The following is a 22,410-nucleotide window of genomic DNA, read 5'->3' on the forward strand; positions in this document are numbered from 1 at the left end:
TCGGGGGGTTCCAGAGGGGACCGGACGCTAGACGGCGGCCTGCAGGGCTCGTAGGGCTTCCACGTCCTGGTCGAGCCAGTCGACGGTCCAGAGTTCGTCCGGGGTCCGCAGCCAGCGCAGCTCGTCGTGGTCCTGGAGGGGCTTGGGGGCGGGGGAACCCGCCGACAGACGGGCCGTCCAGATCCGCAGGACGTACGGGGGCTTCAGGGGCCACTCTCCCGGTACGCGGTCCAGGACCTCCGCCTCGACGCCCAGCTCCTCCCTCAGCTCGCGGACCAGGGCCGCCTCCGGGGTCTCCCCGGGCTCCACCTTGCCGCCCGGCAGCTCCCAGCGGCCGGCCAGGGCCGGCGGGGCGCTGCGACGGGCGGCGAGGAGGCGGTCGTCGTCGAGCAGGGCGGCTCCCACCACCACGATCCGTTCGGTCATGCGCGGGAGCCTACGGCAGCCGGGTCAGTTGACCGTGCTGGTGCCGTGCGGACCGCTCGGGCCCGCCTGGCCGTTCTGACCGATGCGTTCGACCCAGTAGAGCTGTTTGTGGCCTCGGTCGTCGAGGCTGTCCGCGATCTTCTGGGCCTCGGCCCTCGTCGCGTAGCGGCCCACGCGGTAGCGGTTGCCGTTGTCGTCCTGTCGTATGACGAGCCAGGGAAGAGTGATCGTGCCGTCGTTCATCGAGCCCCACCGCTCCTTCCCGTCCCGGCACCGCCGCCTGTCGCTCGCGGTACGCGCCGTGCCCCACCCGCTAAGGAAACCGCAATCCGCATATGCCCGAGCCTACGCCTTACCTTTACGCAGCGAATACGAGTTTTCACAAAGAGGTACGCAACCGGCCAGACCGAAGGGGGCGCACGACGGCGGATGCGCCGTCCGGGCAGCGCGACGCATCCGGTCAGGGGCATGTCGGGCAGGTGGGCGGCCACCTGCGAAGACGGCTCGAATCCACCGGCGCGCGGGCAGCTCCGAGCGCCGGTGGAAAAGGGTGCGGCGGGGTGCTCCCGGGGGTAACCGCCGTAAAGGTGTGCGCTATTTCACCGGCAGGTGGTACGAGACCCGGTAGCGGTCGGCGGGGATCACGACATCGGCGGTCTCCACCGGGCGGCCGGAGGCGTAGAACGTGCGCTGGACCACCAGGACGACATGGCCAGGGACACCGCCCAGGGCGAGCAGCTCCTCGGCGAGGCCGGGGCGGGCGCCGACCTCCTCGGTGACGTTGTCCACGATCACGTCGATCGCCGCCATGCGCTCGACCACGCCCATGCCGCCGAGGGGCCCCTCCTCGGGGAGCATCACCGGGGTGCGGCCGGTGACCGCGAGGGGCTCCCAGGAGGTGGAGAGCATCATCGCCTCGCCGGACTCACGGAAGACGTACCGCGTGCACATCACGCGGTCGCCGGGCTGGACGGAGAGCCGCTCGGCGACGGCGCCGCTCGCCTCCGTCTGCTCGCTGCTGGACTCCCAGGTGCCGCGCGCGGCGCCGTCGGCCTGCTCCTGGCGGAAGGGGGTCGCCCCGCCGTCCGGGCGGAAGCCGGAGCGGGCGACGCTGCGGGGGACGGGGCGCTCGCGCACGTAGGTGCCGGAGCCGGAGCGGCCCTCGACCAGGCCCTCGGCCATCAGCACCTTGCGCGCCTCCAGCGCGACGGTGTCCGAGACGCCGTACTCCTGGCGGATTCTGGCCTGGGAGGGGAGGCGGGTGTGCGGTGGCAGCGCGCCGTTCACGATTTTCTGGCGGAGATCACCCGCGACACGCAAGTACGCCGGCTGCTCACCGAAAGTCACTGGCCGCTCCCATCAGGTTGTACAGACAGCAACAGCGTGGCAACCGTGGGTTCCGCCATGCAAGCAAAGGCCAGGGAATCACTCGATGTGATGACATGTGACCGCTGCGGGCTTTACGCAGGCACTTTCTCCCCGCTATGGCCGCCGTCACACCTCGAGTTCGGAAGCACCCGGTGTGTCGTCGTCTCCGCCGTCCCCGTTCCCGGCGGCCGGCGGGGTGGTGGCCAGCCCCAGAGCCTTGCGTGCGGTGACGGACCTGCCGGGGGTGGACAGCACCATGATCCGGTCGTAGGCGGTGTAGAACTCGTCGGCGTCGGTGGCCCTCGCCGCCCTCGCCCACTCCTTCTGGATCGCCGCCACCTGCCCCGCGACCGCCGTGACCGGGGCCTTCGCCCCGGCGGGCCACCCGTATCCGCGCAGCGCGGCGGTCTCCTGGAGGAGCGCGTCCGAGACCCGTCCCGCCCAGTCGGTGCTGGCCTTCAGATCGTCGTCGGGGCTGTCCAGGGGCTGGGTGTCGAGCGCCTTGTTCTCCATGTTCACGGCCATCAGATACGCCATCTGATCGGCGTCCAGCGAACGGCCGTCGTTGCGCAGCGAGCCGGTCAGGCCCGCCCTGGCGTCCGTGTTGCCGTAGACACAGGTGACCTCCCGGTCGCCGAGCCGCCAGCTCTGCCGGGTGGGGGTGAGGTAGTAGACGTCGACGTCGTCCGGTACGGCCCAGGCGTCCATGGCGTAGTCGTAGCGCAGCGCGTAGCACCGGTTGTCGGCGACGTCGGTGACCTTGTGGTCCCCGGGGTAGGCCGAGCCGCCGCGCATCCGGAAGGAGGCGAAGACCTCACCGTCGTGCTGTCCGGTGCAGGGCACCTTGTCGACGTCGTAGGTCATGCCCTCCAGCGAACCGCTCGGGGAGTCGAAGCACTCGCCCTTGGTGAGGGTGTAGGCGCTGCCGTTGTCGTGGGCGGCGTCCTTGAAGCCGGACCAGAACTCGGAGATGCCGTTCGTCGCCAGCACCAGTGTCCACAGCGCGAGCCCCAGCGAGGACAGCACCGATCCGGCGATCGCCATGCCCTTGCCCCGCTCACCGCTCCTGCGGATCTGACCGAGCCCGATCAGCCCGAGCAGCAGACCGAGGCCGGGGACACAGCACAGGATGCCGAGGACCAGGGAGGCGATGGCGAGGGTGTTGACCGGGGCGGGGCGGTTGTACGGGCTGTAGCCCTGTCCCCAGGCCTGATAGGGCGGCGGTGCGTAGGGAAGGCCGTAGGGATGGCCGTAGGGCCCCTGCGGGAACTCCCCCTGCGGCTGGGGCCCTTGGGGTTCCTGGGGCCCACCGGGCCCGGGAGGCGGGGGTATGGACACGGGTGCCGTGCTCCTGGTTCAGGGGGCGCTGCGGGGGCTGCGCGGAGGGGTGCGGAGCCGTACGTCCCTGCGTGCGGGCCCGGACTACGACTGGGCGCATGGTAAGCACCAGGCAGGTGGGGGTGAAATGCCGGTCACGGAACAGGACGGCCGCACCCGGCTCGTGCCGGCGGCCGGCCGGGTCACCGATCCGGAGCCCTACGGCTTCTGACCGGCGTTCTCGCCATCTCCCGCGAGTCTGCGCTGTTCCTCCTCCACGATCCGGCGGGCGATACCGGCGTCGGAGATGTCGACCGCGTCCGGAGTGGCGTCGGCGGTGTCGCTGCGGCGGGCGTAGGCGTCGAAGAGGCGGTCCTTGTTCTCCAGGATGCTCAGGAGGCGGTCGTCGACGCTGTCCGTGGCGAGGAGGCGGTGGACCTGGACCGGCCGGACCTGGCCCATCCGGTGGGCGCGGGCCACGGCCTGGTGTTCCAGGGTCGGTTTGACCTGCGGTTCGCAGAGGACGACGACGGACGCGGCCTGGAGGTTGAGTCCCACCCCACCCGCCTCGATCTGCGCCAGCAGCACCGCGTGCCCCTCGGCGGCCGTGAAGTCGTCGACGAGCCGCTGACGGCGGGCGGCCGGGACGCTGCCGGACAACGGGCCGAACACCCGCTCGTCCAGCGCTCCTTGGACGGTGGCCAGGACATCACGGAAGTACGAGAAGACAACCACCTTCAGGTTGTTGACCGCCGCCTCCGCGACCAGCTCGCGCAGCCGCTGGAGCTTCGCGGACTTCTCCGGGTCGGCGTACGCGGCCCGACGCATCGCCATGAAGTTCCCCTCGGCGACCGCCGTGCGGTAGGCGTCCTGGTCCGCGGCGCTGAACTCCTCCCACTCGTCGACCTGGAGCAGGGCGGGGAGTTCGGTCAGCACGTCCCGCTGGTTGCGGCGGAGGTAGGCGGGGGCGACGGATCTGCGGAAGACATGGGGGCCGGCCGCCGCGTCGCTGTCGTGGACGGCGGGGAGCAGCTCCGGCTGGAGGTGGCGGACGAGGGCGCGGAACTCCTCGACGCGGTTCTCCATCGGGGTGCCGGTGAGGAACAGGACGCGGTCGCAGGCGCGCGTCCAGACCGCGATGGACCTGGCGCGGCGGGTGTCCGGGTTCTTGACGTAGTGCGCCTCGTCGACGACGAGCATCCCCGGCGCGGTGCCGTCCGGTTCGGGGAGGGTGTGCAGCAGGTCGAAGGTGGTGAGGGCGACACCGCCGCGCTCGCGCCACTCGGCGTACGCCTCCTGTCGGTCCGGGCCGTGCACCGGCACCGCGCGCAGGGTGCTGCGGGCGCGGATCTCCCGCGTCCAGTTGATCAGTACGCCCGCCGGGCAGACCACCAGGAAGTGGCCGTGGCCCTCGGCCGCGAGATGGGCGAGGGCGGCGATGGCCTGGATCGTCTTGCCGAGCCCCATCTCGTCGCCGAGCAGGACTCTGCGCTGGGCGAGGGCGAAACGGGCGCCGAAGGACTGGTAGCCGCGCAGCGAGACCCGGCTGTGGGTGTCGTCGAGCGGCTGCGCGCGCACCCGCTCGGCCACCTCGGCGGGCAGGAAGCCCTCGGCGGCGGCCTCGTCCGGAGGGTGCTCGGAGACCTCGGCGAGGTGGCTGTAGTACTCGGCGGAACGGAGCTCGAAGTCGACCCAGGCCTCGATGTCGGCGGCCGGGGGGGCGCAGCAGGTCGGTGGAGGCCTGGGCCAGCTGGAGGCGGGTGCCGCCGGACTCGGCCTCGGCCACCAGGTCGCCCAGCTCCGTCGCGGCGGCGAGGGCGGCGTCCTTGCGGTGCCGGCCGGTGAGGGCGAGCCGCAGGCGACTGGCGGCCGGGCGGGCGGCGGGCAGCAACTCGCCGAGCCCGCGCTGGAGTCGCTCGGCGCTGTCGACGGCCTTGCGCAGCTCGGGTCCGGCCTCGACGAGGCGGTGCAGGGCGACGACGAGGGCCGTGGTCCTGGGCTCGGGGTGCTCGACGTCGATCCGTACGGCGACGGTCTCCTCGACGGCCCGGGCGATCTGGCGGGCGGCGGCCAGGGCCTGGTCGGCGGTCTGCGCGCCCACGCCGGGGATCTGCCGCAGCTCGTACCGGCTCGCCGCGTACACGTCCCGCACGGAACCGAGGCCGGCCGCCTCCACGGCCGCGAGCCGCAGCCGCCCCTCGGTGGCGTCCTTCAGCCGGGCGACCGGGATGGACTCGAGCTCCTTGGCGACCAGTTCGTCCCGGAGGGGGGCGAGGGCGGACCGTACGGCGTCGAGGGCGCGCGCGTGGTCGTCGAGAACGGCACGGGCGGCGTCGTACAGCCGCGCTCCCCGCTCGCACACCTCCCGCGCCCGCCGACCCACGGGCGGCACCCGCACCTCCCCGACACCCGCCATGCCACCCCTCACACGCCGCCCCTCCCCGTCCGCACATCTTCGCACCGGGGGCTGACAGCGGGAGTGGAGAGTTCAGTCGGTGAAAGCCGTCGCTCGGGTGGAGTTCAGTCGGTGAAGGCCGTCGCTTGGATGGAGTTCAGTCGGTGAAGGCCGTCGTTCGGGTGCGCTTCTCCCAGGCCGCGATCTCCGGACGAGGGCGGCGGCCTTGGCCGGGTCGCCGGGCCGGGTGCCGGCGCCGCCGGCGACCACGCCTCGGGTCGCGCTCGCCTTGGCGTGCACACCGCTGTCCGCGCTGACACCGGCGCGGCTCGTGTCGAAGAGCGCGGGCCGGGTGGCGGCGCGTCGGCGCGGTCGTCCTGACCGCGGTGCGGGGTCAGTCCGGGCCGGGGCCGAGCATGCGGCGTGACAGCTCGGCGAACTGGAGCAGTTCGGGCATGGTGCGGTGCCTGGAGTAGGCGAGCGCGACCATGCGCGGTGCGACGCCCTCCAGCGTCAGGTAGACGACGTCGTCACGGCGGTAGAAGCCGGCCATGCCGGCCGGCATGACGTAGCACCCGGACCCGAGGGCGACGGCCTGGAGGCACTCCTCGATCGTCGCCGGGAACCGTCCGGGGTCCCCCTGCGACGCCACCGGGTCGCGCGGGACGCGCCCGCGCCATTCCGGTACGTCCCGCGGATCCTGCAGCAGGGTCATGTCGCGCAGGTCCTCGACGTGCACCGCCTTGAGCTCAGCGAGGGGATGGTCACTGGACAGCGCCACCACCCGGGGCTCCGGGAAGAGCGGCACCACCTCGAACAAGCCCTCGGGCAGCGGCAGTCGGACGTAGCAGACGTCCACCCGGCCGTCGACGAGGAAGTCGACCTGGTCGGTGATCGAGGTGTGGACCACATCGATGTCGAGCTGCGGCGCCGTGCGGGCGAACTCCCGCACGATGGGAGTGACGTTGACACCCGGCATGAAGCCGATGGTGAACTGGTTCACCTCCCGGTTCGCCGTCCGCACCCGCTGCTGCACCGCCTGTGCCATGGACAGCAGGGGCCGGGCGTCCTCGAGCAACTGGTGTCCCGCACGCGTCAGTACGGTGCCCTGCCGGTCCCGCAGGAAGAGGACCACGTCCAGGTCCTCCTCCAGCGCCCGGATCTGCCGGCTGAGCGCCGGCTGGGTCATGTAGAGGCGGCTCGCGGCCCGCACGAAGCTGCATTCCTCCGCGACGGCCACGAAGTAGCGCACGCGCCGTAAATCGAGGTCCATGGCGCTCATGCTAACCGCGCGAACACCGGGCCCTTCAGAGGAACAGGTACAGGGCGAGGAGAGTGGCGCCCGTGAGCACGACGTAGGCCTCGAAAGCGCCACGCAGGGCCTTCGGGGCGTCGCGCAACTCCATGAAGTGCAGCCCGACCAGGCGCACCTTGAACAGCGCGATCGCCACGACCGCGCAGCCGACCACGGTCGACGTACCGCCTGACGGACCCCCTTCGATGCCCAGCAGCCAGCTCGCCAGCGTGGCCAGGACGAGTACCGGAAAGACCCACATGTCTCACGCCACCAGGTAGAAGAGCGGGAAGAGGACGAGCCAGAGCAGGTCCACCATGTGCCAGTACGCGGCCGCCCCCTCGGCGACCAGCAGCCGCCCCGGGCTCGGGGCCGGCCGGCGGGACAGGACGACGAGGACCGTCAACGCGCCCAGCCCGATCACCAGATGGGCGAGGTGGATGCCGGTGAACACGAAGTAGTACATGAAGAAGTCGTTGCTGCTCGGCGTGTGTCCGTCGTGGATCACGAGGGCGTATTCGCAGCCCTTGACGGCGGCGAATCCGAGCGCGCACAGGACCGCCCACGGCAGTGTCCGCGCGGGTCTGCCGGACCGCAGCCGCCGCAGCCCGCGAGCCACCAGGGCGGACGCCGTCAGCAGGAGCAGTGTGTTCAGGAGCCCCAGGTCCGGATGGAGGGCCTGCTGAGAGGCGCGGAACATCCTCGGGTGCCGGCCGTTCAGCACCGCGACGAACCCGAAGAACACCGAGAACATGATCATGTCGCCGAGCAGGAAGACCCAGAGACCGGGCTCGCCGGGGATGTGGCGTTGACGCCGGGGTGCCGAGCGCCCGGTCCCGGCCGCGGTGGCGGTCATACCGCGGGTTCGAGGACGGCGGGGGCCCGGTCGTCGTCCACCCGGGCCGCGGCTCGCACCATCAGGTACGTCATGACGAGGAACCAGGCGCCGAAGGCACCGGCCGCGACCCAGAACGAGAGGATGCCGTTCCACGCGAAGGGGCCGGTCTTGAAGAAGGTCAGCAGGATGCTCGGCAGGAAGAGGAAGGCCATCCAGAAGTTCAGATAGGCGGACCAGCGGGGCAGAAGCGGCGTAGCACGCCTGTCCGCGAGGATCGCCACTCCGACCGCCGTGGCCTGCCCGATCGCCGGAAAGGCGTTCATGACCAGGGTGATCCAGGCCAGGTCGTTGAGCGCCATCGTGATGTCGGGCGAGCGGTCGGGCCGGTAGGCCGTCGCGGTGAAGATCAGGACCGGTACGAAGACGGCCGCCACGTTCGCGGCACCGCACACGAGTTGGGTGGCGGCCAGGGGCGCCAGCCGCGAGTCGATACGCCGGATCAGGCTCGACAGCGCGGCGACGAAGGGTGCCGTCGTCACCGCGCCGACGAGCATGACGACGAGGCCGGCGCGGATCGAGTTGGCGTGGTCCGTGTAAAAGGCCGCCACCCGCTCGGCCGACCAGCTGGGCGCCATCGGCGGTATCCAGTGGGCGATCAGCAGAGCGGCGAAGAACAGCGCGATGAACAGGTAACCGAAGCTCGCACAGGCGATCTGGATTCGGCGGGACATGCTGGAATCTCCTGGTTTCTCTCTGGCCGCGGCTCGACGATCGCCACGTTTCCCCCATCCTGAACCGGGCCGATCATGCGCCGCCAATGCCTGTTCGGTGACGGGACATGCCGATTCGGCATGAGCGGCGCTCGACATGCCGAAAGGGCATGGACGCAAGCGAAACAGGCATTGGCGGAACTCGGAATTCGAGTCGAAACTCGAGCCAGAAAACGACTCGGAAAACCGAATCAGAAAAGCGAAAGGAACAACACCACATGAGGTCCATCGTTCGAATCAAAACGCTGGTGGCCGCCGGGCTCGTGAGTGGCGCGGTCGTGGCCTCGCTGGCCGTGACGAACGCGGGCGCCGCCACGGCCAGGACCAACGATCACGCCGGCGTCACGCAGACGGCGCAGCGCGTCAAGCCGACGGTGGTCCTGGTGCACGGGGCGTTCGCCGACTCCTCCAGCTGGAACAGCGAGGTCGGCCATCTGCGCCGGCACGGCTACCCGGTCTACGCGATCGACACCCCGCTGCGCGGCCTGGCCTTCGACAGCGCCTATGTCGAGGCACAGCTCAAGACCATCAAGGGTCCCGTGGTCCTGGTCGGCCACTCCTACGCGGGCGAGGTCGTCAGCCAGGTCGCCGCGCAGACGCCGAAGGTCAAGGCCCTCGTGTACGTGGCGGCCCTCATCCCCAGGGTGGGAGACACCGCCAACTCCCTGATCGGCCAGTTCCCCGGGTCACGGCTCACTCCGGAGAACCTGCGCACCGTTCCCCTGCCCGGCGGCGACACCGACGTGTACATCAAGGCGGACAAATACGGGAGCGTCTACGGCAACGGGCTGCCGAAGTCGGACATCCAGGTCGCCTCGGTGACCCAGGAGCCGATCGCGTTCTCGGCCTTCACCGACAAGGCCACGGTGAACCCGCCGGCGAAGACGCCGAAGTGGGCGGTCATCTCGACGGAGGACCACGCCGTGCCCACGGCGGCACAGGAGTTCGAGGCCAAGCGGGTGGGCGCCCACCTCATCCGCACCCGCTCGGGCCATGACGTCCCTTCGATCAGCCCGGGCGCGGTCGACCGTGCCATAGTCGCCGCCGCCAACTCCGTACACTGACCGATCCCGACAGCGGGGCTCCCACCACGGGAGCCCCGTCCGGCGCGAGCACCCGAGCGGCACCCCCGACCCCGGCGGGTCAGACCCCGGCTCGTCCGCTACACGTTGAAGCGGAACTCCACCACGTCCCCGTCCTGCATCACGTACTCCTTGCCCTCCATCCGCGCCTTCCCCTTCGCGCGGGCCTCCGCCACCGAGCCGGTTTCGACGAGGTCTTCGAAGGAGATGACCTCCGCCTTGATGAAGCCCTTCTGGAAGTCGGTGTGGATGACTCCGGCGGCCTCGGGGGCGGTGGCGCCCTTCTTGATGGTCCAGGCGCGGGATTCCTTGGGGCCGGCGGTGAGGTAGGTCTGCAGGCCGAGGGTGTTGAAGCCCACGCGGGCCAGGGTGGTGAGGCCGGGCTCCTCGGCGCCGACCGACTCCAGGAGTTCCAGGGCGTCCTCCTCGTCCAGCTCGGCGAGGTCCGCCTCCAGCTTGGCGTTGAGGAAGATCGCCTCGGCGGGGGCGACCAGGGCGCGCTGTTCGGCCTTGAAGTCCTCGTCGACCAGTTCGTCCTCGTCCACGTTGAAGACGTAGAGGAAGGGCTTGGTGGTCAGGAGGTGCAGGTCGTGCAGGAGTTCCTCGTTGCCGGAGCCCTGGACGATGCCCGCCGAGAAGAGGGTGTCGCCCTTCTCCAGGATCTCCTTGGCCGCCTCGACCGCCGCGACCTTGGGGGCCACGTCCTTCTTGATGCGCGACTCCTTCTGGAGGCGCGGCAGGACCTTCTCGATGGTCTGGAGGTCGGCGAGGATCAGCTCGGTGTTGATCGTCTCGATGTCGTCCTTCGGCGAGACCTTGCCGTCGACATGGACGACGTTCTCGTCCTTGAAGGCGCGGATGACCTGGCAGATCGCGTCGGACTCACGGATGTTCGCGAGGAACTTGTTGCCCAGGCCCTCGCCCTCCGAGGCGCCCTTCACGATGCCCGCGATGTCGACGAAGTCGACCGTCGCCGGGAGGATGCGCTGCGAGGAGAAGATTTCGGCCAGTTTCGTCAGACGGGGGTCCGGGACGCCGACCACGCCCACGTTCGGCTCGATCGTGGCGAACGGGTAGTTGGCCGCGAGCACGTCGTTCTTGGTCAGGGCGTTGAACAGGGTCGACTTGCCGACATTCGGCAGACCGACGATTCCGATCGTGAGCGACACGTTGCGACTTCCCGTACGTGAGAGGAGAGGACTGAGGTCGGGGCTGGCGAGACTTCAGGGGCCGGGCCGATCCACCAGTCTACGGCGTGCCCACCCCCGCACCGGCTACCGATCGAACGCATGGCCAAGGTCCGCCCTACGGCGTGTCCCAGGGGCGATTCTCCACATAAACAGACCTAAGTTGGTCGAGTGGAGCAACACAGGACGCGACCCCCGTACAACGGAACGCGACGAGGCACACCCCCGCTGCCCCCGCAGGCGGCCCGCGGTGGGACGGCGGGCGGTGGTGCGCGACCCGCGCAGCGGCCCACGCCGAGGCCCGCGCAGAAACGCCCGTCCCTGCGGCCTTCGGCGGTACGGCAACCCGGTCCGCCCCTCGTCGACACGGGACGGCGGCTGCCGAACCCGCGGCTGACCGGGCTCGGCGGTGGTCTGTTCTGCGGGGCGGTGATGTTCGTCCTCGGCTGCCTGGACGACCTGCTGTTCGGCGGCTCGCTGACGGTCTACGGCGTGCTGTTCCTGCCGGTGTGCGTGCTGACGGCGGTCTGGGTGCGCAAGGGCGACCTGGTGACCGCCCCCGTCGTCGTCCCCATCGCCTTCGCGGTGGGGCTGATCCCGGTGGCCGACAGCGACGGCGGAGTCCTGGGCCGCCTGATGGGCCTGGTGACGGCCCTGGCCACCCAGGCCGGCTGGCTCTACGGCGGCACGCTGATCGCCGGCGTGATCGTGACCGCGCGGAAGGTCGTGCTCATGCGGCGCCAGGTCGCCCGCCGAAGAACACCCACCCGCTAGCCACAGAGCCCCACCCCGGCAACACCCAGACGGACACCCCGGCGCCCCCGGACCCACTCCCCGGCCGGCCCCCGGACCGGCGGCGCGGCCGGTGTCCGGGGCCGATCTCTCGGTCGGCTTCCAGGGCCCGAGACTCCAGCCGGGGTCAAGGCCGCGATCCAGGCCGACGGATCGACGGCCCGGCAGTCAAGGCCGCGATCCGGGCCGCCGGATCGGCGGCCCCGTCGGGCCGCCGCCTTGCCTCCTCCGCCCCCACTCCGCAGCCGTCGGCCTCGCTCGGCACCGCTGCGGCCCGCCCGCACCCGCTCCGCCCCGCCCCGGCATACCGGGCTCAGCCGTGTTTCGCCGCTCGCATCGCCGCCCCCACGATCCCCGCGTTGTTCTGCAGCTGGGCCGGGACGATCTCCGCGTTGATGCCCTCGATGAAGGGCAGGAACTTGTCGGACTTGCGGCTCACACCGCCGCCGATGATGAACAGGTCGGGCGAGAAGAGCATCTCGACATGGGCGAGGTACTTGGCGACGCGGCGGGCCCAGTGCTCCCACGTCAGCTCGCCGTCGTCCTTGGCCTTGCTGGAGGCGCGCTTCTCCGCGTCGTGGCCGTGCAGCTCCAGGTGGCCCATCTCGGTGTTGGGCACCAGGACGCCGTCGACGAACAGGGCGCTGCCGATGCCCGTGCCGAAGGTCAGCAGGATGACCGTGCCGCTGCGGTCCTTGCCGGCGCCGAAGTTCATCTCGGCGACGCCCGCCGCGTCCGCGTCGTTGACCACCGTCACCGGAAGGCCGCCGAGCCGCTCGCCGAACAACGCGCGCGCGTCCACGTCGACCCAGCTCTTGTCGACGTTGGCCGCCGAACGGATCATCGACCCGTCCGTGACCACGCCCGGGAAGGTCAGGCCGACCGGGCCCGACCATCCGAAGTGGTCGATGACCTGCTTCACCCCGTCGGCCACGCCGTCGGGCGTCGCCGGATGCGGGGTGAGCACCTTGAAGCGTTCCTGGGCCAGGTCGCCCCTGTCGAGGTCCACAGGGGCGCCCTTGATCCCGGAGCCGCCGATGTCCACACCGAAGATCTGCATGGCCCTACGTTACGTCGGACGACAGACAGTCACTCCGCGGAGGTCCCCGTACGCTCCGCGATGAGCGCGGCCGCCTCCTCGCGCAGATCCCGGCGGAGCTCCTTGGGCAGCGAGAAGGTGATGGACTCCTCGGCCGCCTTGACGATCTCCACGTCCTCGAAACCGCGCTCGGCCAGCCACTCCAGGACCTGCTCGACCAGGACCTCGGGCACGGAGGCGCCGGAGGTGACCCCGACGGTGCTCACGCCCTCCAGCCAGGCCTCGTCGATCTCGCTCGCGAAGTCGACCAGATAGGCCTCGCGGGAGCCGGCCAGCTTGGCGACCTCCACCAGCCGCTTGGAGTTGGAGGAGTTGCGGGAGCCGACCACGATCACCAGCTCGGCCTCGGCACCCATCTGCTTGACCGCGAGCTGACGGTTCTGGGTGGCGTAGCAGATGTCGTCGCTCGGCGGGGAGATCAGCTGCGGGAACTTCTCCTTCAGCGCGTCGACGGTCTCCATGGTCTCGTCGACGGAGAGCGTGGTCTGGGACAGCCAGACCACCTTGGACTCGTCGCGGACCTCGACGTCGGCGACGTCGCCGGGGCCGTCCACGAGCTGGATGTGCTCGGGGGCCTCACCGGAGGTGCCGATGACCTCCTCGTGGCCCTCGTGCCCGATGAGAAGGATGTCGTAGTCCTCGTTCGCGAACCGGACGGCTTCCTTGTGGACCTTGGTGACGAGCGGGCAGGTCGCGTCGATGGTGGCGAGCTTTCCGCGCGCGGCCTCGTCGTGGACGACCGGTGCGACCCCATGGGCGGAGAACATCACGATGTTCCCCTCGGGAACCTCTTCCGTCCGCTCGACGAAGATGGCGCCCTTCTTCTCCAGCGTCTGCACGACGTACTTGTTGTGCACGATCTCGTGCCGGACATAGACGGGAGCCCCGTACTGCTCCAGGGCTTTCTCGACGGCGATCACGGCGCGGTCCACACCCGCGCAGTACCCACGGGGAGCGGCGAGCAGGACACGGCGGCCAGGCGAAGCAGTCATGCGAACCATCGTAAGGCCGTCTCCGGCGCGTCGAAGATCGCGCCCTCGGGGAGACCGGCCGCGGGCGGGAGGGGTCGGCCACGCCTCGGGCTCGGCCGTGTTGTCGGTGGCGGCCACTACGCTCGGCGCATGGCTCTCAACACGTCCGCAGAAGCGCCCCTGCCCGTCGGTGAGGTCTCGCGGCTGATCGGGGGGTGGATCGATCGGCTGGGGGCCGTCTGGGTCGAGGGGCAGATCACTCAGCTGTCGCGGCGGCCGGGTGCCGGGGTCGTGTTTCTGACGCTGCGTGACCCCTCGTACGACATCTCCATCGGTGTCACCTGCTATCGGCAGGTGTTCGACGCCGTCGCCGACGTGGTGAGCGAGGGTGCGCGCGTCGTCGTGCACGCGAAGCCCGAGTGGTACGCACCGCGCGGTCAGCTCTCCCTGCGGGCCGCCGAGATAAAGCCGGTCGGTGTCGGGGAACTGCTGGCGCGGCTGGAGCAGTTGAAGAAGTCCCTCGCCGCGGAGGGGCTGTTCGCGGCCGAGCGGAAGAAACCGTTGCCGTTTCTGCCGCAGCTCGTGGGGCTGGTGTGCGGGCGGGCCTCCGCGGCCGAGCGGGATGTGCTGGAGAACGCCCGGCATCGGTGGCCCGCGGTCCGTTTCGAGGTGCGCAATGTCGCGGTGCAGGGTGTGCACGCCGTTCCGCAGGTCGTGCAGGCCGTCAAGGAGCTCGACGCGATGGGCGACGTGGATGTGATCATCGTCGCCCGTGGGGGCGGCAGCGTCGAGGATCTGCTGCCGTTCTCGGACGAGCAGCTGATCCGGGCCGTCGCCGGGTGCCGTACGCCCGTGGTGTCCGCCATCGGGCACGAGCCCGACACCCCGCTGCTGGACTATGTGGCCGATCTGCGGGCGTCGACCCCCACCGACGCCGCCAAGAAGGTCGTACCGGACGTCGGGGAGGAGTACGAGCGGGTGCGGTCGCTCCGGGACCGGGCGCGGCGCTGTGTGGAGGCGCTGATCGCGCGGGAGGAGCGCGGACTCGCCCATGCGCTCGCGCGGCCCTCGATAGAGGACCCGCACCGGATGGTCGACGAGCGGGCCGACCATGTCGCCTCCCTGGTCGAGCGGTCCCGGCGCACGCTCGGCCATCTCCTGGACCGCGCCGACTCCGAGCTCACGCACACGCACGCGCGCGTGGTGGCCCTCTCCCCCGCCGCCACGCTCAAGCGCGGCTACGCGGTGCTGCAGAAGGCCGACGGGCATGTGGTGCGCGCCCCGGGCGAGGTGGAGGCGGACGAGACGCTGCGGGCGCGGGTCTGCGAGGGGGAGTTCCCCGTCAAGGTCGTGGAAGTCGATGCATAGGGTGAGTGGATGACCAGCAAGGTGGCGGAAGAGTCGCTCGGGTACGAGCAGGCGCGGGACGAGCTGATCGAGGTCGTACGACGTCTGGAGGCGGGCGGCACGACGCTCGAGGAGTCCCTGGCGCTGTGGGAGCGGGGCGAGGAGCTGGCCAGGGTCTGCCGGCGCTGGCTGGAGGGTGCGCGGGCCCGGCTGGATGCCGCGCTCGCCGAGGAGGACGCGGAGGACGGCGCCGCCGGGGACGAGGAGTAGATCCCGGCTCCCGCTGTGAAGCGGATCACGACACTCCCATTTTGGTTGAACGTTGAACTTCACTGGTCTATGTTCGGGGAGTACCGACCGCTCATCCCCTGAAGCAGAAGGCCGACATGTCCCTCGTTCTTGACCCCGCCGCCCAGGACCTGCTGTTCCGCGAGGCCCGCACCGCCAACTCCTTCACCGACGAGCCGGTGACCGACGAGCAGGTGCAGGCGATCTACGACCTGGTCAAGTACGGGCCGACCTCGATGAACCAGTCGCCGCTGCGCGTCACCCTGGTCCGCTCCGCCGAGGCCCGCGAGCGTCTCGTGCCGTACATGGCCGAGGGCAACCGGCCGAAGACCGCCGCGGCCCCGCTGGTCGCGATCCTCTCGGCGGACAGCGAGTTCCACCAGGAGCTGCCGCGTCTGTTCCCGCACTTCGAGGGCGCCAAGGGCATGTTCGAGGGCGCCGGCCGCGAGGGGCGCGCCGCCTCCGCCGCGCTGAACGCCTCCCTCCAGGCCGCCTACTTCATCATCGGCGTGCGCGCCGCGGGCCTGGCCGCCGGTCCGATGACGGGCGCCGACCTGGAGGGCATCCGCAAGGAGTTCCTGGACGACGACCACACCCCGCTGATGGTCGTCAACATCGGCAAGCCGGGCGCCGACGCGTGGTTCCCGCGCTCCCCGCGCCTGGACTACGAGCAGGTCGTCACCACCGTCTGAGCGACCCCCGTACGCGAAAGGCCCCACCGCGCGGTGGGGCCTTTCGCGTACGCCACGCGGGCCTACGACGTCTTCAGCGCCGCGGCCATCTCCGTCAGCTGCTGGAAGGAGCCCGTGCCGGCGACCACCGTCGTCGAGTGCCTGCCGGGCAGGACCAGGGCGTCGTAGCGGCCACCCGTGTAGTGGGTCCAGGTCTCCCCGTTGATCCGCTGGGTGGTCTTCGTCGCGTCCGAGCCCTGGGTCGCGTCGTCGATGAACTCCGACGGCTTCTGAGTCGACTGCTCGATCTGCACGTACTGACGGTCGGGCGTCTGGAAGCCCAGATGCCACGAGTCGAAGTCGTCGGCCTGGAAGCGGACCGACGTCGCCTTCCAGGTCCCGGACAGGCCCTCGGGCGCGGCCACGGGGTAGGCCGCGGCGCGGCGCGCCGTGAGCAGCTCGACGCGGTAGTCGACCCGCTTGAGATCCGGAGCCGAGTCGTCGTGCGGGATGAAGACGTAGATGACCGCCGCCGCGATCCCGATGAGGCCCAGGGAGAGGATCATGTCCCGGACCGTTTTCTGCCTGCCGTTCGAACCTGCCACGTCCCCTATCGTCGCAGGTGCCCGGTCCGCTCATCCGTGGGGTCCCCTGCTCATTTTGTCGGACTGACGATAGAGTCATGGGTCGAACCCTCATCCGGCCGTCGTCGTATCAGAAAGGTGCGCCTCGATGACCGAGCATCATCACTTGCCGTCCGAACTCGAAGTTCCCAGCGAAGCCCCCGACCGCAACCTCGCCCTGGAGCTCGTCCGGGTGACCGAAGCCGCCGCGATGGCCGCGGGCCGCTGGGTCGGACGGGGCGAGAAGAACGGCGCCGACGGTGCGGCGGTGCGGGCCATGCGGACCCTCGTCTCCACCGTGTCGATGAACGGCGTGGTCGTCATCGGCGAGGGCGAGAAGGACGAGGCCCCGATGCTCTTCAACGGGGAGCGCGTCGGGGACGGGACCGGGCCGGAGTGCGACATCGCCGTCGACCCGATCGACGGGACCACGCTCACGGCCAAGGGCATGCCGAACGCCATCGCCGTGCTGGCGGCCGCCGACCGGGGGTCCATGTTCGACCCGTCGGCCGTCTTCTACATGGACAAGCTGGTCACGGGTCCGGAGGCCGCGGACTTCGTCGACATCAACGCGCCGGTGTCCGTCAACATCCGGCGGGTGGCCAAGGCCAAGCGGTCCACGCCGGAGGACGTGACCGTGGTGATCCTGGACCGGCCTCGGCACGAGGGGATCATCAAGGAGATCCGGGAGGCCGGGGCGCGGATCAAGCTGATCTCCGACGGTGACGTGGCCGGATCCATCTACGCGCTGCGCGAGGGCACCGGCGTCGACATGCTGCTCGGCATCGGCGGTACGCCGGAGGGGATCATCTCCGCCTGTGCGGTGAAGTGCCTCGGTGGGACGATCCAGGGCAAGCTGTGGCCCAAGGACGACGAGGAGCGGGCACGGGCGGTCGACGCCGGGCACGATCTGGACCGCGTGCTGATGACCGACGACCTGGTGTCGGGGGAGAACGTGTTCTTCGTCGCCACCGGCATCACCGACGGTGAGCTGCTGCGGGGCGTGCGCTACCGCTCGGAGACCGCGACGACCGACTCGATCGTGATGCGGTCGAAGTCGGGAACCGTACGGCGGATCGAGTCGGAGCACCGGCTGAGCAAGCTGAGGGCCTACAGCGCGATCGACTTCGACCGGGCGAAGTAGGAGAAGCCGTACGACGATGGGGCGCCCCCGGTGCGGTGGGGGCGCCCCATCGTCGTACGGGGCCCGGTCAGCCCGCCTGCGCTATGCGGCCCTGAGCCCGCGCCGTCTTCTTCAGCTCCATCTCGCGGCGGCGGCGCCGAGCCAGGACGACCCGGCGCTCCGCCGCGGTGAGGCCGCCCCAGACGCCGTAGGGCTCGGGCTGGAGCAGGGCGTGTTCGCGGCACTCGACCATCACCGGGCAGCGGGCACAGACGCGCTTCGCGGCCTCCTCGCGGGAGAGGCGGGCGGCCGTGGGCTCCTTGGAGGGGGCGAAGAAGAGGCCGGCCTCGTCGCGCCGGCACACCGCCTCGGTGTGCCAAGGGGCGTCCTGGTCCCTGGCTGGCACTGGCACCCGCTGGGCCGGAACGGCGGCTACCTGCAGGGACGAATGCGGCGGTTGCAGCACGGTCTACTCCTGACGACGGCTTCGCGAGCGAGCGACGATGCAGCAAGGCCTACCCGCTGTGCGCGTGCCTATGCACTGAGTTCCGAACCACCGGCATTCACGCCGGATTCACAACCGTCAACGGTCCAGATGTTTGCGCAAATGCCTGTCGACCTTGTGCTGCACCCGATCGAGAATGTCCGCGACGAGCTTGCCCCGTTTCGGTTTCGCCTCGACATTGCCCAGGACCGCCCAGCCGTCGACATAGACCACCGGGGCGTCCGGGTCGCTGGAGTCGAGGGGCGCGACCTCGAAGTTGCCGAGTACACCGCCGCCGGTGCCGCGCAGCGAGACGTTCTCCGGGACACGCACCTCCACGTTCCCGAACACGGAGATCGCCTTGATGACGACCTGCTGGTACTCGAAGAGGGCCTCGCTGAGGTCTATCTCCACACTGCCGAAGATCGCGTACGCGTGAATGCGGCGGCCGGCGCGCCAGCGGCCCCTACGCATGGCGCTGCTGAACACCGCGACCACGTTCTCGTCCGGGTCGACCGGGATCGCGCCGAGCGTGGGCCTGCTCGGGGCCGCGGCGAAGGACGGGGCCGCGCGGCGCTGGTGGGCGGCCGGCAGGTCCCGGACGAAGACCTCCAGCTCACCGACCGTCTTGGCGGCGAGCACGCCCTCCACCCGCTCGGCGTGCTCGTCGGCCGTCAGCCGGCCCTCGGCGAGCGCGTCGCGCAGGATGTCGGCGATACGGTCCCGGTCGGCGTCCGACGCTCGGAGTTCGGATGCGTGCGGAGCTGTGTCCTGCTGTTGCTTCTGAAGGTCCACGGCAGCAGACTACCGAAACACGATAGATCGCGACACCCCCCACTGAGCCCTACCTCACAGGCTTGCTGTCAGCGGCAGGTTCTACGCTGGTGAGCGCCCGCCAGCGTCGGCGGGCGCCGTCTGTCGAGTGAGGAATGGGCTGCGATGCCTGAGTTCGCGTACACCGATCTGCTCCCCATGGGAGAGGACACCACCCCGTACCGGCTGGTGACCTCCGAGGGTGTCTCCACCTTCGAGGCCGACGGGCGCACGTTCCTCAAGGTGGAGCCGGAGGCACTGCGCAAGCTGGCGGCCGAGGCCATCCACGACATCCAGCACTATCTGCGGCCCGCCCACCTCGCCCAGCTGCGCCGGATCATCGATGACCCCGAGGCGTCCGCCAACGACAAGTTCGTGGCGCTGGACCTCCTGAAGAACGCCAACATCGCGGCCGCCGGTGTGCTGCCCATGTGCCAGGACACCGGCACGGCGATCGTGATGGGCAAGCGCGGACAGAACGTGCTGACCGAGGGCGGCGACGAGGCGGCCCTGAGCCGCGGCATCTACGACGCCTATCTGAACCTCAATCTGCGCTACTCGCAGATGGCCCCCCTGACCATGTGGGACGAGAAGAACACCGGCTCCAACCTGCCGGCCCAGATCGAGCTGTACGCCACCGACGGCGGCGCCTACAAGTTCCTCTTCATGGCCAAGGGCGGCGGCTCCGCCAACAAGTCCTTCCTGTACCAGGAGACCAAGGCCGTCCTGAACGAGTCCTCCATGATGAAGTTCCTGGAGGAGAAGATCCGCTCGCTCGGCACGGCCGCCTGCCCGCCGTACCACCTGGCGATCGTCGTCGGCGGCACGAGCGCCGAGTACGCGCTGAAGACCGCCAAGTACGCCTCCGCGCACTACCTGGACGAGATCCCGGCCGAGGGCTCGGAGCTCGGACACGGCTTCCGGGACAAGGAGCTGGAGCAGAAGGTCTTCGAACTGACGCAGAGGATCGGCATCGGCGCGCAGTTCGGCGGCAAGTACTTCTGCCACGACGTGCGGGTGGTGCGGCTGCCGCGGCACGGCGCGTCCTGCCCCGTCGCCATCGCCGTCTCCTGCTCCGCCGACCGCCAGGCCCTCGCCAAGATCACGCCCGAGGGCGTCTTCCTGGAGCAGCTGGAGACGGACCCGGCGCGCTTCCTGCCGGAGACCACCGACGAGCATCTCGACGAGTCGTCGGACGTGGTGAGGATCGACCTGAACCAGCCGATGGACACCATCCTCGCCGAGCTGACCAAGTACCCGGTCAAGACCCGGCTCTCCCTGACCGGCCCGCTGGTCGTGGCCCGTGACATCGCGCACGCCAAGATCAAGGAGCGGCTCGACGCCGGCGAGGAGATGCCGCAGTACCTGAAGGACCACCCGGTGTACTACGCGGGCCCGGCGAAGACCCCGGAGGGCTACGCGTCCGGGTCCTTCGGCCCCACCACGGCCGGCCGGATGGACAGCTACGTCGAGCAGTTCCAGGCGGCCGGCGGCTCCAGGGTGATGCTCGCCAAGGGCAACCGCAGCAAGCAGGTCACCGACGCGTGCGACGCGCACGGCGGCTTCTACCTCGGCTCCATCGGCGGCCCGGCCGCCCGTCTCGCCCAGGACTGCATCAAGAAGGTCGAGGTCGTCGAGTACGAGGAGCTCGGCATGGAGGCGGTCTGGAAGATCGAGGTCGAGGACTTCCCCGCGTTCATCGTGGTGGACGACAAGGGCAACGACTTCTTCACTTCACGGGAACCTGAGCAGCCGACGTTCACCAGCATCCCGGTGCGGGGTCCTGGCCTGGTCTAAGTGCCCTTGGCGCCCCGTCCCAGACCCCTCGGCGCCCGCCGGGGGGTCTGTCGCTGCAGGCACGCAAAGAGGCTCCCGGTGCGCCCGCCTGGTGAGCACCACAACGGACCAGCCGCCCGCCGGTTTATGCGACAACGCGCATAGTCGCGTGACCGCATAGACGCCCGGACATGCGCCCTCGTACCGTCGTACGCGGCGGCCCAACCGGGGCCACGAATCAGGGGGTTCGCAATGGCACGCGAGGAACTGACCCGGCACACTGGAAACGGCAATGGCGAGTGCGGCGAGGACGACTGCCCGAACGTGTACCGCACAGAGCGGGGAACGTTCGTCGTTCAGGGCGACATGTCCGACGCCTTCACGCCGCCCACTGGTGAGGGGCTGGTCGAGATTCCCGAGAGCGTGCCTCGGGAGGCTCTCCGTGCTCTTGGATGGTAACGAGTGGCGGGCAATGTTTCGGGGGATCCAGTCGGAAGCGTGGCGACTGGAGACCCTGCCCCAGTACCTCGTACCGCAGGAGTCCGCAGAGATTGAGGCGTTCCGCGCGGGTAAGCGGATCGACCCGCACGCCTACTCGTCGCCGTACACGGAAGATTTGAAGCGGCTTAGAGGCGAGGGAAGAAGGAAGGGCCGGGTGCACATCCTGACCCAGCCGCTTTCCGAATACCTGCGCTTTGAGTTCTCGCGGTATTACGCGCCTCACGCACTAGCCGGCGAGGATTCGCAAGCAAGCCGGACTCTCCGGGGTCCGGCTTGCTGCGCGCTGCAACATGTCTCAGTCCAAGGTGAGCAGGATTGAGAACGGGAAAGTCCGGCCGTCCCTGGTGGACGTTGAGCAGATCTTGAGAGCAGTCGACGCACACCCGAGCATGATCGAGGAAGTTTCAACTCTCGCCCGGTTGGCAAACACCGAATGGCGAAACCTTCGAGAGTTGCGCCGGAAGGGTCTAGGAACACGGCAAGCCGAACTGAAGGCACTCGAAGCGTCTTCGGCCCATATTCGCTACTTCCTGCTCTCCATGATGACTGGCCTTCTAGCCACCCCCGAATACGTTCGGGCAAGCCTCGCTCATTCTCCGGCAGACATCAGTAAGGCCGTGGCGGGGAAGCTGGAACGTCAAGCCGTCCTATATGACAGCTCCAAGCGGTTCGCGTTTATTCTTACCGAGCAAGCCGTTCGGTGGCCCCTGGTTGCGCCGCTCGCTTTGGCGGAACAGATGGACCGAATTTCTTCTCTGAGCTACCTGCCGAATGTTCGGATTGGCCTCATACCGATGGGTGCGCTCACCTCGAAGACGCCCATGAATACCATCACTGTCTATGACACGTCTTTGGCGACCATTGAGACTTCGGCAGGGCTGCTTGTGCTGCGTGATGACAGAGATATTCGCGGATACCTCGAAGAGTTCTCAGGCTACGAAGAAAGCGCCCTGTTCGGAGAAGAGGCCAGGGCGAGACGCACCGAATGGTCGGCAGCCTGCCGATCATGACCTTTAACCCATGTCGCGCATAAATCGACTAGCGATGCACATCCCTCGGCACCATTGCGTGACAGACATGGAGCCGAGGGGCGATCGATGCTAGAGCACAGGCCGCACGCTGAATCCCGTTCCGGACCGGTAGCAAGAAGTATTCCCGGACTCGAACCAGTGGGAGTCGAGGGGTGCATGACGTGCGCCGCTCTCTCTGGCTCCCGTGAAGTCGACCGTGAAGCGGGCGTGACCG

The 22,410-nt window shown here is 69.6% G+C and carries 24 protein-coding genes and 2 pseudogenes; 11 read left to right on the forward strand and 15 right to left on the reverse strand.

Features of this window, described 5'->3' with window-relative positions; genetic code table 11:
• Positions 1–27: 27 nt before the first annotated feature.
• From ABZT17_RS30920 to ABZT17_RS30935, 4 genes are all read right to left on the reverse strand, one after another.
• The gene (locus tag ABZT17_RS30920) at positions 28–426 is read right to left on the reverse strand and encodes a (deoxy)nucleoside triphosphate pyrophosphohydrolase (RefSeq protein WP_356353587.1); all 399 of its coding nucleotides are present in this window, start codon (positions 424–426) and stop codon (positions 28–30) included.
• A 24-nt stretch (positions 427–450) separates the two neighbouring features.
• Complete coding sequence (locus tag ABZT17_RS30925) at positions 451–669, reverse strand: SPOR domain-containing protein (RefSeq protein WP_356353589.1); 219 nt, start codon at positions 667–669, stop codon at positions 451–453.
• A 351-nt stretch (positions 670–1,020) separates the two neighbouring features.
• The gene (locus tag ABZT17_RS30930; RefSeq protein WP_356353591.1) at positions 1,021–1,773 is read right to left on the reverse strand and encodes a GntR family transcriptional regulator; all 753 of its coding nucleotides are present in this window, start codon (positions 1,771–1,773) and stop codon (positions 1,021–1,023) included.
• Positions 1,774–1,920: 147 nt separating this feature from the next.
• Complete coding sequence (locus tag ABZT17_RS30935) at positions 1,921–3,132, reverse strand: DUF4190 domain-containing protein (protein ID WP_356353592.1); 1,212 nt, start codon at positions 3,130–3,132, stop codon at positions 1,921–1,923.
• On the opposite strand from ABZT17_RS30935, the gene ABZT17_RS30940 reads away from it, so the two are divergent.
• Entirely contained in the window at positions 3,125–3,343 is a 219-nt protein-coding gene (locus ABZT17_RS30940; RefSeq protein ID WP_356353594.1) for a hypothetical protein, read from the forward strand. The two genes, ABZT17_RS30935 and ABZT17_RS30940, sit on opposite strands and share 8 nt — an antisense overlap.
• Here ABZT17_RS30940 and ABZT17_RS30945 read toward each other — a convergent pair.
• From ABZT17_RS30945 to ABZT17_RS30965, 5 genes and pseudogenes are all read right to left on the reverse strand, one after another.
• Positions 3,331–5,527 (reverse strand): annotated as a pseudogene (locus ABZT17_RS30945) (DEAD/DEAH box helicase). The gene ABZT17_RS30940 and the pseudogene ABZT17_RS30945 overlap by 13 nt on opposite strands.
• A gap of 373 nt (positions 5,528–5,900) precedes the next feature.
• Entirely contained in the window at positions 5,901–6,779 is an 879-nt protein-coding gene (locus ABZT17_RS30950) for a LysR substrate-binding domain-containing protein (RefSeq protein ID WP_356353596.1), read from the reverse strand.
• Between the two features lie 34 nt (positions 6,780–6,813).
• Positions 6,814–7,062 (reverse strand): cytochrome C oxidase subunit IV family protein, encoded by a 249-nt coding sequence (locus tag ABZT17_RS30955; protein WP_356353598.1) that lies wholly within the window; start codon positions 7,060–7,062, stop codon positions 6,814–6,816.
• A 3-nt stretch (positions 7,063–7,065) separates the two neighbouring features.
• Positions 7,066–7,656, reverse strand: coding sequence for a cytochrome c oxidase subunit 3 (locus tag ABZT17_RS30960; RefSeq protein WP_356353600.1), 591 nt, complete (start codon positions 7,654–7,656; stop codon positions 7,066–7,068).
• Positions 7,653–8,369 (reverse strand): hypothetical protein, encoded by a 717-nt coding sequence (locus tag ABZT17_RS30965; protein ID WP_356353602.1) that lies wholly within the window; start codon positions 8,367–8,369, stop codon positions 7,653–7,655. Before ABZT17_RS30965 ends, ABZT17_RS30960 begins: the two co-directional genes overlap by 4 nt.
• 257 nt (positions 8,370–8,626) lie before the next feature.
• Between ABZT17_RS30965 and ABZT17_RS30970 the strand changes: the two genes are divergently transcribed.
• Positions 8,627–9,472 carry an alpha/beta hydrolase family protein gene (locus ABZT17_RS30970; RefSeq protein ID WP_356353603.1) on the forward strand — a complete coding sequence of 282 codons (846 nt, stop codon included), beginning with the start codon at positions 8,627–8,629 and terminating at the stop codon, positions 9,470–9,472.
• Positions 9,473–9,570: 98 nt separating this feature from the next.
• Here ABZT17_RS30970 and ychF read toward each other — a convergent pair whose 3' ends face one another.
• Complete coding sequence (ychF, locus tag ABZT17_RS30975) at positions 9,571–10,659, reverse strand: redox-regulated ATPase YchF (protein ID WP_356353605.1); 1,089 nt, start codon at positions 10,657–10,659, stop codon at positions 9,571–9,573.
• Positions 10,660–10,848: 189 nt separating this feature from the next.
• Here ychF and ABZT17_RS30980 point away from each other — a divergent pair, with 189 nt between their 5' ends.
• Positions 10,849–11,451 carry a DUF6542 domain-containing protein gene (locus tag ABZT17_RS30980; RefSeq protein ID WP_356353607.1) on the forward strand — a complete coding sequence of 201 codons (603 nt, stop codon included), beginning with the start codon at positions 10,849–10,851 and terminating at the stop codon, positions 11,449–11,451.
• Positions 11,452–11,782: 331 nt separating this feature from the next.
• Here the strand turns inward: ABZT17_RS30980 and ppgK are convergent, their stop codons facing one another.
• Positions 11,783–12,529 (reverse strand): polyphosphate--glucose phosphotransferase, encoded by a 747-nt coding sequence (ppgK, locus tag ABZT17_RS30985; protein ID WP_356353609.1) that lies wholly within the window; start codon positions 12,527–12,529, stop codon positions 11,783–11,785.
• A gap of 29 nt (positions 12,530–12,558) precedes the next feature.
• Entirely contained in the window at positions 12,559–13,569 is a 1,011-nt protein-coding gene (locus ABZT17_RS30990) for a 4-hydroxy-3-methylbut-2-enyl diphosphate reductase (RefSeq protein WP_356353611.1), read from the reverse strand.
• 120 nt (positions 13,570–13,689) lie between these two features.
• On the opposite strand from ABZT17_RS30990, the gene xseA reads away from it, so the two are divergent.
• The 3 genes from xseA to ABZT17_RS31005 all read left to right on the forward strand — a co-directional run bounded on the left by xseA (position 13,690) and on the right by ABZT17_RS31005 (position 15,866).
• Positions 13,690–14,907: an exodeoxyribonuclease VII large subunit gene (gene xseA / locus ABZT17_RS30995; protein ID WP_356353613.1), complete on the forward strand. Its 1,218-nt coding sequence runs from the start codon at positions 13,690–13,692 to the stop codon at positions 14,905–14,907.
• Between the two features lie 9 nt (positions 14,908–14,916).
• Positions 14,917–15,156, forward strand: coding sequence for an exodeoxyribonuclease VII small subunit (locus ABZT17_RS31000; RefSeq protein ID WP_356353615.1), 240 nt, complete (start codon positions 14,917–14,919; stop codon positions 15,154–15,156).
• 116 nt (positions 15,157–15,272) lie between these two features.
• Complete coding sequence (locus tag ABZT17_RS31005; protein ID WP_356353616.1) at positions 15,273–15,866, forward strand: malonic semialdehyde reductase; 594 nt, start codon at positions 15,273–15,275, stop codon at positions 15,864–15,866.
• A gap of 62 nt (positions 15,867–15,928) precedes the next feature.
• Here ABZT17_RS31005 and ABZT17_RS31010 read toward each other — a convergent pair whose 3' ends face one another.
• On the reverse strand, positions 15,929–16,450 hold the full coding sequence (locus ABZT17_RS31010) for a DUF4245 domain-containing protein (protein ID WP_356353618.1): 522 nt from the start codon (positions 16,448–16,450) through the stop codon (positions 15,929–15,931).
• Positions 16,451–16,577: 127 nt separating this feature from the next.
• Here ABZT17_RS31010 and glpX point away from each other — a divergent pair, with 127 nt between their 5' ends.
• Positions 16,578–17,612 (forward strand): class II fructose-bisphosphatase, encoded by a 1,035-nt coding sequence (glpX, locus tag ABZT17_RS31015; RefSeq protein ID WP_356353620.1) that lies wholly within the window; start codon positions 16,578–16,580, stop codon positions 17,610–17,612.
• Between the two features lie 67 nt (positions 17,613–17,679).
• Here the strand turns inward: glpX and ABZT17_RS31020 are convergent, their stop codons facing one another.
• Both ABZT17_RS31020 and ABZT17_RS31025 read right to left on the reverse strand, forming a co-directional pair.
• On the reverse strand, positions 17,680–18,057 hold the full coding sequence (locus ABZT17_RS31020) for a WhiB family transcriptional regulator (protein ID WP_356353622.1): 378 nt from the start codon (positions 18,055–18,057) through the stop codon (positions 17,680–17,682).
• Positions 18,058–18,174: 117 nt separating this feature from the next.
• Positions 18,175–18,870 carry a DUF1707 domain-containing protein gene (locus tag ABZT17_RS31025; protein ID WP_356353624.1) on the reverse strand — a complete coding sequence of 232 codons (696 nt, stop codon included), beginning with the start codon at positions 18,868–18,870 and terminating at the stop codon, positions 18,175–18,177.
• Positions 18,871–19,014: 144 nt separating this feature from the next.
• Between ABZT17_RS31025 and ABZT17_RS31030 the strand changes: the two genes are divergently transcribed.
• The 4 genes and pseudogenes from ABZT17_RS31030 (at position 19,015) to ABZT17_RS31045 (ending at position 22,175) form a co-directional block, all read left to right on the forward strand.
• Positions 19,015–20,685 carry a fumarate hydratase gene (locus tag ABZT17_RS31030; RefSeq protein WP_356353626.1) on the forward strand — a complete coding sequence of 557 codons (1,671 nt, stop codon included), beginning with the start codon at positions 19,015–19,017 and terminating at the stop codon, positions 20,683–20,685.
• A 231-nt stretch (positions 20,686–20,916) separates the two neighbouring features.
• Positions 20,917–21,123, forward strand: a complete 207-nt coding sequence (locus ABZT17_RS31035; protein WP_356353628.1) for a hypothetical protein — start codon at positions 20,917–20,919, stop codon at positions 21,121–21,123.
• Positions 21,107–21,406 (forward strand): annotated as a pseudogene (locus tag ABZT17_RS31040) (DUF6879 family protein); the annotation flags it as partial. The gene ABZT17_RS31035 and the pseudogene ABZT17_RS31040, both read left to right, overlap by 17 nt.
• Before the next feature lie 49 nt (positions 21,407–21,455).
• On the forward strand, positions 21,456–22,175 hold the full coding sequence (locus tag ABZT17_RS31045; RefSeq protein WP_356353630.1) for a Scr1 family TA system antitoxin-like transcriptional regulator: 720 nt from the start codon (positions 21,456–21,458) through the stop codon (positions 22,173–22,175).
• The last annotated feature ends 235 nt before the right edge of the window (positions 22,176–22,410 follow it).

The sequence above is a fragment of the Streptomyces sp. NPDC005648 genome (assembly GCF_040605395.1).
In the GTDB taxonomy this organism is placed as follows: Bacteria; Actinomycetota; Actinomycetes; order Streptomycetales; family Streptomycetaceae; genus Streptomyces.